Annotated in this window: 7 protein-coding genes and 1 pseudogene; 5 read left to right on the top strand and 3 right to left on the bottom strand. The window is 39.3% G+C overall.

What is annotated here, in order from left to right:
- Positions 1–129: 129 nt before the first annotated feature.
- Positions 130–1,485, bottom strand: a complete 1,356-nt coding sequence (locus tag RWP19_RS09025) for a lyase family protein (RefSeq protein ID WP_295207728.1) — start codon at positions 1,483–1,485, stop codon at positions 130–132.
- 496 nt (positions 1,486–1,981) lie between these two features.
- On the opposite strand from RWP19_RS09025, the gene RWP19_RS09020 reads away from it, so the two are divergent.
- Both RWP19_RS09020 and RWP19_RS09015 read left to right on the top strand, forming a co-directional pair.
- On the top strand, positions 1,982–4,063 hold the full coding sequence (locus tag RWP19_RS09020) for an OPT family oligopeptide transporter (protein WP_314357402.1): 2,082 nt from the start codon (positions 1,982–1,984) through the stop codon (positions 4,061–4,063).
- A gap of 10 nt (positions 4,064–4,073) precedes the next feature.
- Entirely contained in the window at positions 4,074–4,916 is an 843-nt protein-coding gene (locus RWP19_RS09015; RefSeq protein ID WP_314357401.1) for a hypothetical protein, read from the top strand.
- Between the two features lie 185 nt (positions 4,917–5,101).
- On the opposite strand, the gene RWP19_RS09010 is transcribed toward RWP19_RS09015, so the two are convergent.
- Positions 5,102–6,478 carry an S-layer homology domain-containing protein gene (locus tag RWP19_RS09010; RefSeq protein WP_314357400.1) on the bottom strand — a complete coding sequence of 459 codons (1,377 nt, stop codon included), beginning with the start codon at positions 6,476–6,478 and terminating at the stop codon, positions 5,102–5,104.
- Between the two features lie 178 nt (positions 6,479–6,656).
- Positions 6,657–8,405, bottom strand: a complete 1,749-nt coding sequence (locus RWP19_RS09005) for an S-layer homology domain-containing protein (protein ID WP_314357399.1) — start codon at positions 8,403–8,405, stop codon at positions 6,657–6,659.
- A 521-nt stretch (positions 8,406–8,926) separates the two neighbouring features.
- On the opposite strand from RWP19_RS09005, the gene RWP19_RS09000 reads away from it, so the two are divergent.
- The 3 genes and pseudogenes from RWP19_RS09000 to RWP19_RS08990 form a co-directional block, all read left to right on the top strand.
- The gene (locus tag RWP19_RS09000; RefSeq protein WP_314357397.1) at positions 8,927–9,664 is read left to right on the top strand and encodes a (Fe-S)-binding protein; all 738 of its coding nucleotides are present in this window, start codon (positions 8,927–8,929) and stop codon (positions 9,662–9,664) included.
- Between the two features lie 12 nt (positions 9,665–9,676).
- On the top strand, positions 9,677–11,122 hold the full coding sequence (locus RWP19_RS08995) for a LutB/LldF family L-lactate oxidation iron-sulfur protein (RefSeq protein WP_314357396.1): 1,446 nt from the start codon (positions 9,677–9,679) through the stop codon (positions 11,120–11,122).
- Positions 11,122–11,516: pseudogene (locus RWP19_RS08990) on the top strand (lactate utilization protein C); the annotation flags it as partial. The gene RWP19_RS08995 and the pseudogene RWP19_RS08990, both read left to right, overlap by 1 nt.

The following is an 11,516-nucleotide window of genomic DNA, read 5'->3' as shown; positions in this document are numbered from 1 at the left end:
TCCATGTGTTTAGGCTAGTAAATAATATGTGTCCAGGAAAATGGGTACATATCAGTTATGTATCGGGGCTTTTTCCGTTCATTTAAGGTATGAGAGGATGTTACAGATATGTCATAGAAATGAAAGAGTTTATTTCATGCGAACTGCTTCGGCAAATTCGTCTTCGGTCATGAGTTTTTCTTCCAAGATGATTTCTTTAATAGAGCAACCACGTTTGTATGCTTCTTTTACTACCTTAGCGCTCTTATCGTAGCCGATGTATGGTGTTAAGGATGTAGCGATCATGAGGGATTGTTCTACGAAGAAGTTGAGTTTTTCAGGTACGAATTCTACGCCGTCGATGCAATGTGTTGTGAAAGAGTTCATAGCGTCTGCGAGGAGGCGACAGCTTTCAACAAAGTCGTAGATCATGATAGGCATGTATACGTTCAATTGGAATGCACCGCTGCCTGCACAGAGTGTCATAGTCGTATTATGGCCGAATACTTGAGCACATACCATGGCTAAGGCTTCACATTGTGTAGGATTTACCTTGCCTGGCATGATGGAGGAGCCCGGTTCGTTTTCAGGAAGGTGCCATTCGCCGTAGCCACAGCGAGGACCGGAACCTAAGAACCGAACATCGTTAGCGATTTTGAATAGTGTAGTAGCCAACGTATTAAGTGCACCGTGAGCCATCATGAATGCATCTTTTAAAGATAGGCCTTGAAATTTGTTATTCTTAACGCGGAATGGAGCGCCTGTTACCTCTGGCAATACAGTTTCCATAACGTCTAGATAACCTTTAGGTGTGTTTACACCAGTACCAACAGCAGTGCCACCGAGAGCTACATCGAGTAGGTGGTCAGCGTTTTGAACAAGCATAGTTTTGGCAGTTTTTAGGCCCTCTACAAAGGCGCTAATTTCTTGGTCCACCATGATGAAAGTAGCATCTTGTAGGTGTGTACGACCAACTTTTTGTAAGCCTTTACCTTTTTCTTGCAATTTTTCAAAAGATTGGATAAGGCCGTCCAATGCAGGAATTACGCGTTTTGTAATTTCAAAGTACGCGCAGATATGCATTGCTGTAGGGAATGTATCGTTTGTACTTTGGCCGCGGTTTACATCGTCGTTAGGATGGAGCGGGTTACTTTCATCTAACTGTTTAGCCCGGTGAGCGATTACCTCGTTCACATTCATGTTTGTTTGTGTGCCAGAACCTGTTTGGAATACAGTCAATGGGAATTCGTCATCCCATTTGCCGTCCACAATCTCATCTACTACTTGAGCGATGAGTTTCGCTTTTTCCTCAGTTACTGCGCCACATTTTGCATTGGTTAAAGCACATGCTTTTTTTACAAGCGCAAGCGCTTTGATTTGTTCAATAGGGATGCGGTGGTCACCGATCTTGAAATTATTGAACGAGCGTTGCGTTTGAGGTCCGTAAATTCGTCTAGCGTCGACTTCGACTGGTCCCATTGAATCATATTCAATTCTTGTTTCCATAATGTTTACAACCTCCTTAAAAGACATGCCGACCTTATCGTCGGTACTTTAATTATATAAAATCCTGTATATTTGTACAGAATAAAAGATAATGATTTCTATTTTCATATAAAAGGGAGTCGTGTATGCGATTTGCGCATATACAGCTTTTCTTTTCTCCCAATATATATGCGATGATTTATATTTAATTTGTATACATGTTTCATATAAGGTTGATTTGAGAGGAGAAAGGCGATAGTCCAAAAACGATTTAGCGGCCCCGCGTAGCGGGGTGGGTGGCTTTGGAGGCTTTTGTAGGGCTACCACGCTTAGTAAAGTATTTAGAGTATGAATAGACCTTTCAAGGTGTTTCTTGGAGGACCTAAAGTTTATAATCTTTTATATGTATACATTATAAATATCGCATATATATTGAAATCATCGCTTTAACACGATAAAATGAAAGTAGCTTATTATATTGTTTTAAGCTATAGTTTCACAGAGGAGGTAAGTACTTATGAAACATGACTTTATGAGCCATGACCTTCATCTGCCGGAACTGACACTACGTGGGATGCTACTTGGTGCATTGATTACTGTAATTTTTACAGCATCTAACGTATATCTCGGTTTGAAGGTTGGTTTGACATTCTCGTCATCCATTCCGGCAGCCATTATTTCAATGGCAATTTTACGTTTCTTCAAGGATTCTAACGTTCTTGAAAACAACATGGTACAAACGCAGGCTTCCGCAGCTGGTACTTTGTCCGCAATTATCTTTATTTTGCCTGGTCTTCTTATGCTGGGCTATTGGAATGGTTTCCCATTCTGGCAAACATTCTTGCTCTGCGCATGCGGTGGTTCTCTAGGTGTATTATTCACTATTCCATTGCGTCGTGCCATGGTAGTAAATAGTGATCTACCATATCCAGAAGGGCGAGCAGCAGCAGAAATCTTGAAGGTTGGTTCCCACAATGGTGGCCAAGGCCCTCAATCTAGCTCTGGTATGGGTGATATTGTATCCGGTGGTTTTGTAGCTGGTCTTATTAGTCTTTGTGCGAACGGCTTCAAAGTGCTTGGAGATAGCATGAGCTTCTGGCTCCCTGTAGGTAGCAAGGGTATTACTCAAATTCCGTTAGGTTTCTCTACAGCGTTGTTAGGTGCTGGTTACCTTATCGGTATTGCTTCAGGTATCGCTATCTTAGTTGGTGTACTTATCGCTTGGGCTGGCTTTGTACCTTACTTGACTAACATGCTTGCTCCAGACGGAGGTGCTACAGCTAAATTTGCAATGGCTGTTTGGAAATCTAAAGTTCGTTTTATCGGTGCGGGTGCTATCGGTATTGCAGCGATTTGGACTTTGATTACATTGATCAAACCTATCATCGAAGGTATGAAAATTTCTGTTAAATCCATGAATAGCAGTTCCACTGAACGTGCATTGCATCGTATGGATACAGATATGAGCACAAAATCTGTTATTATCGTGTTCGGTATTATTCTTTTAGGTTTAGTTCTTACATTCTGGGATTTCGTATCTGCAGTACCTATTAGTGCTGGCTTAATGTGGACACTTGTTATCGTAGGTGTTCTAGTAGCTTTGTTAATTGGTTTCTTTGTAGCTGCTGCATGTGGTTACATGGCTGGCCTTATCGGGACATCTGCATCTCCAATCTCTGGTATTGGTATCTTAGCGACTATTATTTCTTCTCTAGTGGTATACTTTATCGCTTCTGAAAATAACTTGTTTGCTACAGAAGCAGGTGTACAATTCGCTACAGCTATGGCTATCTTTATGACATCCGTAGTTATTGCGATTGCATCTATTTCTAATGATAACTTGCAAGACTTGAAAACAGGTCAACTCGTTGGTGCTACACCTTGGCGTCAACAAATTGCATTGTTACTTGGCTCCGTAGCTGGTGCTATTGCAATTGCTCCTGTTCTTAACTTACTTTACCAAGCTTACGGTTTCACAGGTGCGTTACCACGTGCTGAAATGGATCCTAATGCCGCATTATCTGCTCCACAAGCAACTTTGATGACTACAATTGCTCAAGGTATCTTCAGTTCTAGCATGGATTGGGATTATATCTTGATTGGCGTTGGTGTTGGCGTCGTAGCAATCATCGTTAACTTAATTCTTAAGAGCACAACCGCTTCTTTAACATTGCCTCCATTGGCAGTTGGTATGGGTATCTACTTACCTCCAACATTGGAAGTACCTCTTATCTTAGGTTCTTTCATTAGCTATTTTGTAGGCCGTTACCTAGTAGCTCGTGCTAAAATGCGTGCTGGCGAACTCGCTGAGTACGATGTTGAACAATCTAACCGCCACGGTGTTCTCTTTGCATCTGGTTTGATTGTTGGTGAGAGCTTGATTGGTGTAATCATAGCTGTTATTATTGTATTGTCTGTTACAACTGGTGGTGGTGAATCCCCACTTGAATTAGTAGGTCCTCAATTTGAAAGCACAGCACAATGGTTAGGATTGCTTGCATTCATCTTTGCTGCTCTATACTTAATTCGTCGCGTTGTAGCACACAAATTCAATAAAGAAGAAGCTTTAGCGATGAAAGCTGAGCAAGAACAACAATAAGAGGTAAACAATGAAATTAAAACAGTCTGTACTCATCATGATGGCTGCTGCATTGCCAGTAGTATCCTTCGCGGCAAGCGAAATTCCTGTAACTAAAGATACTGCAACAGTACAAGCAGCTCCTGCTGATACGAATAAAGTAAATCGTAACGATTTAACATATCGTATTTCTAGCACTGCTACACCAGAGCAAAATCGTGCGTTACGCTCTGTAGCAACAAAAGTTGATCGCAATGCAGTTGAAGTGGTAGCACCAAATGCGGATCGCTACATGGACCGCAAAGAGGTGGCTGTATCTCCAGTGGAATCCACTACAGATCATCTTGATCTAGTATTCCCAACAGTTAAATCTGTTAGTCCAATTGTAGAAAAAGCAATCAATAATACTATTAAAAAATACGTTGCTAAAGTACAAAACGACGTAGAAAAAATGAATACTAAAGAAGCTGATAAAACAAATGTAGTCATGTACTACGATGTTAAAACAGATAAAAATGGTATTCTCAGTGTATTGATTCATACGTACACAATGCGTGACCGTGATGCGAATGGCGTCAACTATGTAAAAGGCTTCACATTTAACACTACAACAGGTCGTCAATTATCTTTGTATGACCTTGGTGGTCTTAATAAAAAAGAATTAGTAAATGCTATCGATAATAATCAAGATGTGAAGAATCAATTGGGTGGCGAAGTAAATATCGACAAAATGCCTACTGAATTCTACACAACTGATGATTATTCTGTTGTAATGATTTTGCAACAAGATGTGGATGTAGCTCATAGTGCAGGTTCCGTATATGTGCCAGTTGGTAACTTGCGTGATCGCCAAAATGATGTAACAAAAAAATAATCGAACTGTGTGAATTCGATTATGTGTGTATAGTAACAGCTGTTTTATTGTGAGAAGAACCGCTCCTTCGGGGACGGTTCTTTTTTTGGCATTGTAGATTTTATAATAGTCTTATAATACATTTTGATGGGGATACAACAAAAAGCCGTGTAAGAACACGACTTTTTATCATTGAGCTTATTTAATTATTTATTTGTCGTATCGTAGTAGTTTACGCGTGGAGGCAATGGGAATTGGATTGCTGCATCCGGTTTTACTGTCTCAGGTTGTGGTAATTGTACGACTACATTGTTTTTGAATTTCTTTTTGAATGCTTTCACAGTGTCCTTTTGAATGGAGTCAGCTGTAATGATAAGCGCGCTAGTATCGTCGTTAGGGCGAATGGAAATGATGTTACCTTTTGGCTCTTTAGCTTTGTATAAATCAAGAGCATCGGATTGATAATCTTCAAGTTGAGCTTGATTTAATTTACCTTGAGATACTACAAGAGCACTTTCAAGTTGTGGATCTTGAGTTTCAGAAATTGCATGAGCCACAGCATCAGCTTTTTTCTTATCTGTTAAAGAAGCATGTAATTTTCCACCATCCCAGAAGAGGGCACCGTCTTGACGGAATTTAGTGAAGTCATTGCCATAGCCTAATGTTTTGTCGATAATAGTAGCTGTTTTGCTTTCTACTTGTTGTTTGAACAATGTATTGTGGAAGGCAAGTGCTTGCTCTGTTTGTGTCATGCGGTATGCAATCTCAGCTGCTTCAGCACGAGTTACATATTTTTCAGGATTAAATAATGTGCCAGGAGCGTAGTTTGTAAAGCCAAGGTATGCAAGTTCACGAACTGCGTCTTGAGCCCAAGGAGCTACGAATTTTTGGTCTCCATAAGCAATACTATCAAGTGCTGTTGGATCCTCTGTTGTGTATCCTAAGTAGTGAATGTAGTTGTCTGCTACTACAGCAAATTCTTGGCGAGACATATATTTTTCAGGTTTATATGTGTTATCGCCATAACCGCTGATGATATTTTTGCGCGCTACAGATTCGATAGCAAGAGCGGACCAACGATCAGAGGTAATATCTTTAAATTTGCTAGATAAGAAGGCTGCTGTACCATCATCTGTGATGTTGTTGAAGAGAGCAGCTACTTCTTCACGAGTCATAGGTTGGTTAGGTCGGAATGTACCGTCAGAATAACCTTTCATAAGATTTGCTTTCGTTACAGTACTGATAGAGTTGGCAGCCCAGAAATCACTAGGTACATCAGAGAAGATGTGGGCTCGGATTTTTTGAATATCTTGAGGCGTACCAATAGATGTATTTACAACCATAGGTGTGGCAGCTTTAGCAGCATCAAATTTAGGAGACTCTACTTTAGTTGCTTCTACGTTAGAAACATCTGTTTTTGGTGTAACTGCTTTTGTATTGTCTACTGTAGACGCTTCAGCTTTTGTGGAGGCTACTGCAGGAGCATGAGTTGTAGTATTAGCAGAAACAAAACTAAGGCCTGTTGTAGCTAATAGTGTGCCTAAAACAAGGGCACGTAATACATAAGGGGTATTCTTGTACATAAAAATCCTTCCTAATTATGGTAAATGGCTAACGTTCTATAGCCGAAGAATATAAACTTTCACCAACAATAAAATCTATATCCATTATATAGCGAATAATAAGGCATGCATAGTGATATAAACAAAGCAGCGTAATACTAAACGTATACGCTGCTTTGGCTGGTTAAGTGAACGCCGATTAGCGTTTAACTGTCATCTTTACTTTAGAACCAAATAATTTGGAGATTCCCTGTTGAGTTTCTTTGGATGCAGTAGATACAACAGCATAAAGTTGGTTGTTTTCTACATCAGGGAATGTAGCTAGAATTGTACCAGCTTTTTCGTTTTTGTTGTAGTAGTTGCGGAAGTTCGCATCGATTGCATCGTATTCAGTTTGGCTATATTGGGATGGTTCAACGACAACGTAGTTATTAACAGTAGAGTCACCACGTGCAGCAAGGTTTGCTTTTACTGTGGAAATATCGCTATCTGTTTTTAACGCTACGTGTAATTGGTTGTCACGCCAGTACATTACACCGTAATCTTGGAATGCATCTGGTGTTTTGTAAGTTTTATTTAACTCTACAAATACTTTATCTTCCAAGGAGGCTTGTTGCTTTTGATCAAGTGCTTTTAACGTACTGCGACGAACAGGACGAACTGTGCGAGTAGGTTCAGTTTTTTGAGCTACTGCTTCATTTTTATTGCTTTTTGCCTCTTTTTCTACTTTTTTAGCATCAGCTTTAGCAGTTTTTTCTGCTTTCTTAGCATCTTCTTTTACAGCTTTATCAGTTTTTGCTACATCTTTTTTTGCATCTTTGCTTACCTTCGATGCATCTTTTTCAACTACTTTTTCTGCTTTTTTTGAGTCTTCTTTTACAGCTGTTTCAGCTTTTGCTTCAGTGGTAGCATGTTTAGGAGTAGCAAGGCCTGCGCCGTTAAGCATGCGGTTCAAGATTGTTGCCGCTTGTGCTCTTGTTACAGGTTGTTTTGGGTTAAAGTTTTCGGTTGCCCCAGATGCTACAATACCACGTTGTGCCATATAGTTAATATCTGCCACATAATCTAAAGAAATGCTATCTTCATCTTTAAACATTACTTTTTCTGTTTTCACAGGCGTTGTAATATTTAATTTTTTAGCTAAGCTAGCAGCGGAGGCAACAAACTCTTCACGGTTCATAGTTTTGCTAGGTGTGAAAGCTGTTTTAGAAGTGCCTTGCATAACGCCTGCAGCACTTACCAATTTGATAGCAGAGCTAGACCAACGATCTGTTTCTACGTCAGAGTAGGAAGTGGAAGCTTCTTTTGTTACAATATCGGCTAGTTCTTGTTCGTTTAAGTTATGTTGTAATACCTTGCCGTAAATAGCAGCTGCTTGTTCACGTGTGATTTGGGCACTAGGTTTAAATGTGTTGTCAGAGTAACCGGAAAGGTAACCTGCTAGAGACATTGCTTGGATAGCATCACGAGCCCAGTTATCTTTAGTGTCAGGATATACACCAGCAGGTAAGTTTTCTTTAGCTTTTACAGCTTTTTTACCTTCTACTTTAGCAGCATCTTCTTTAACATCATTTTTTACAGATGTATCAACGCGTTTAGCGTCGTTTTTAACGGATGTATCAACGCGTTTAGCATCGCTTTTAACGGATGTATCAACACGTTTAGCATCGTTTTTAACGGATGCATTAGCATGCTTAGTATCATGTTTTACAACTGTAGTTGCATGTTTAGCATCGTTTTTAACGGACGTATCAACGCGTTTAGCGTCATTTTTTACAGATGTATCTACACGTTTAACATCAGTTTTAGCTGCAGTATCGGTTTTTGTAGCAACATTAGATACTTCGGCTTTTGCGTGCGCCGCAGTTGTTTCGGCGTGAGCCATGCCGAATGTGGAACCGAGGGCTAATGTAATTGCCAAGGATAAGGATAATTTATTTAGTTTCATTGAAAAGGCTCCTTTCAAACTGTACTTATATAAAATAAATTATAACACTTTTTAAATTTATACACTACTATAAGAAAATGTAATATATAAGAATAAAATTTACATGAATTTAGAATTTAAACCATATTTACGCAAAATCATGATGAATTAGGATCGTATTTAGCGTTTTATAAGTAATGAAGAGAAGAAATGATAAACATTCGCAAAATCTAGATTTTAAGGGCTTTTTACAAGAAAAATTTATAAATAAGATTGTATATGTGATAAAATTCAATGTTTACTATTACAAAAAATCATAAGAGTGTAAGAAATAAATGTCTACATACGAATATAGCAATTCTTTGGACAATTTATATTGGATTAATTTATAATTATATCGATGAGCTTTTAAATACTTTTGAAAGCATACGTAATGTTCTAGGCAGAAATTTAGTTGATAAATTCACTATTAATTTTGCCATAACACATACATATCAAAATTTTTTATTAGGTTAAGTACTAGAAAAGACGAGGACGATAATATGAAAATTCATCTTTTCCAACAGTGTTTGATTGACATGTTCTACCCATATGTAGGCATGGCTGGTGTAGAAGTACTTGAAAGATTAGGTTGCGAGCTCGTAGTACCTAAGAAACAAGTATGTTGTGGCCAAATGTTTACTAACTCTGGTTACAATGAAGCAGCTATGGATGCAATTAAGAATACAATCGAATGCTTCGAGAACGCTGAATATGTAGTCAGCATGTCCGGATCTTGCGCATTTGCAATCCGTGATGAATATCATCATTTCTTGAAAGATCAACCTGAGTGGTTGGCTCGTGCAGAAAAATTGAGCGGCAAGATTTATGAATTCACTGAATTCATTACTGATGTATTGGGTGTAGAAGACGTTGGTGCACGCTTTAACGAATCTGTTACATACCATACTTCTTGCCACGTTACTCGTTTGATGGGTGTTAAAGAACCTCCTTTCAAACTCCTTAAAAATGTTAAAGATATCAACTTGATTGAATTACCACGTGCAGACCGTTGCTGTGGTTTCGGCGGTACATTCTCCGTTAAGAACCCTGAAATTAGTGAAGTTATGACACGCGAAAAAGCGTTGGAAATTGCTGGCACAGGTGCTAATGTTATTTCCGGTTCTGACCAAGCGTGCTTGATGAACATTGCAGGTATGCTTGATCGTCTTCATAAAGAAGGCGAAATCGATCGCCGTATTAAAGTAATGCATATTGCTGAAATCTTAAACTGCCGTTAAGGAGGAGACGACATGGCACTTATATATGACAATCGCCCCTATAAAACACGTATAAAAGAATGTTTGGCTGATGATTTCAAAGTTGCAGCTATCAAGAAAGCACAAGACGTGTTTTATGATAAACGTAATACAGTAGTTGCGGACGTTCCTGAATGGTTAGATTTCCGCGCAGAAGCAGCTAAACTTCGTGATCACGTTCTTAATAATTTGGATTACTATGTAAACCAATTCGCTGAAAATGCTGAAAAAGCTGGTTCTAAAGTTCACTTTGCATTTGACGATAAAGAAGCAACTCAAATCGCTTTGGATATCCTTCGTGAACGGGAAGCTAAAATGATCGTTAAATCCAAAACTATCTTAACTGAAGAAATTGGTTTGAACGAAGTTCTTGAAGAAGCTGGTATTGAAGTAAACGAAACTGACTTGGCGGAATTTATTTTGCAAACTGCGGTGAGCCCACCATCTCACATCGTAGTACCAGGCCTTCACTTTGAACGTAATAAAATCCGCGAAATCTTCGCTGAAAAATTAGGTTATACAGGTACTGAAAACCCTACTGAAATGACTCACTTCGTACGTGGTTATGTACGTGAACGCTTCTTGAAAGCTGACGTAGGTGTTAATGGTTGTAACTTTGCAGTTGCTGCATCTGGTACTTGCACAATCGTTTCCAACGAAGGTAACGGTCGTATGGCTAGTTCCATTCCTAAGACTCAATTGATCTTCTTAGGTACAGAACGTATCGTTCCTGACTTCAAAGCTCTTGACGTAATGATGGAAATGTTGAACCGCTCTGCAGTAGGTGCTAAAATTTCCAACTACTTCTCCATGATGACTGGTCCTGGTCGTGCTGGCGAAGCTGACGGTCCTGAAGAAACTCACATCATCATTATCGATAACGGTCGTTCCGGTATCTTGGGTGGTACATTCCAAGAAATGTTACGTTGTATCCGTTGTGGTGCATGTATGAACATCTGTCCTGTATACCGTCACATCTCTGGTCACGGTTATGGCTCCGTATATCCAGGTCCAATGGGTGCTGTATTGACTCCATTGTTCAAAGGTTACGACGTAGCAGGCGATCTTCCATATGCTTCCACATTGTGCGGTGCATGTACAGAAAACTGTCCAGTAGCTATTCCATTGCATGAATTATTGATGGAACACCGTCATATTATGGCTGACATCGAAAAAACTCGTCCAAAAGCAGAAGAAGCAATCTTCACTGCAGCGGCTAAGATGTTTGGTAACTCCACATTATTCGACCTTGGTACAAAAGCTGGCGCTATCGGCATGAACTTGATTAGTAACAAAGAAGGCAATATGCCTACATGGACTCAAGCTATTCCAGTTATGAACGGCTGGACTAAATCTAAAGAAATGGGTACATTGAAGTTCAAGAAATTCCGTGACTTATATGCTGAACATGAAAAGAACAAGAAGAAGGAGAAAAAATAATGGATGAAGCTAAACGTAAACAATTTATTGCACGTTTATCTCGTGCATTAGGCCGTGATCAAGAAATGTGCCCTGCATTTGTAGAGGGCTTTGATTACAGCCATGGTCCTCAAGAAACTATGTTCAAAGATTTGAATCAAGATCAAATTTTGACAATGTTTAAGGAACAATGTCAACGTGTTGGTACAAAATTCGTTGAAACTACACCTGATAAATTAGGTGAAACAATTTTGGCAGCTATCGAAGACTGGGGCAATGGTAAAGTTGTATTCCCAAGTACTCCTGAAGTAGATGAATATAAATTAAAAGAATTATTCGAACAAGATGCAGCTAATAATGGCGGCACTCGTACATACTTCCAATGGGACCCAGCTAAAGGCCGTGAAGAATGTAT

It is taken from the genome of uncultured Veillonella sp. (genome assembly GCF_963522475.1).
Taxonomy (GTDB): domain Bacteria; phylum Bacillota; class Negativicutes; order Veillonellales; family Veillonellaceae; genus Veillonella.
Note: the sequence above shows the minus strand (reverse complement) of the source record. Positions and strands in the feature narration are given on the sequence as shown.

What these genes read in the sequence shown, in the direction of transcription:
- RWP19_RS09025 (WP_295207728.1), bottom strand. Translation starts at nt 1,485, where the DNA reads ATGGAAACAAGAATTGAATATGATTCAATGGGACCAGTCGAAGTCGAC.
- RWP19_RS09020 (WP_314357402.1), top strand. Translation starts at nt 1,982, where the DNA reads ATGAAACATGACTTTATGAGCCATGACCTTCATCTGCCGGAACTGACA.
- RWP19_RS09015 (WP_314357401.1), top strand. Translation starts at nt 4,074, where the DNA reads ATGAAATTAAAACAGTCTGTACTCATCATGATGGCTGCTGCATTGCCA.
- RWP19_RS09010 (WP_314357400.1), bottom strand. Translation starts at nt 6,478, where the DNA reads ATGTACAAGAATACCCCTTATGTATTACGTGCCCTTGTTTTAGGCACA.
- RWP19_RS09005 (WP_314357399.1), bottom strand. Translation starts at nt 8,405, where the DNA reads ATGAAACTAAATAAATTATCCTTATCCTTGGCAATTACATTAGCCCTC.
- RWP19_RS09000 (WP_314357397.1), top strand. Translation starts at nt 8,927, where the DNA reads ATGAAAATTCATCTTTTCCAACAGTGTTTGATTGACATGTTCTACCCA.
- RWP19_RS08995 (WP_314357396.1), top strand. Translation starts at nt 9,677, where the DNA reads ATGGCACTTATATATGACAATCGCCCCTATAAAACACGTATAAAAGAA.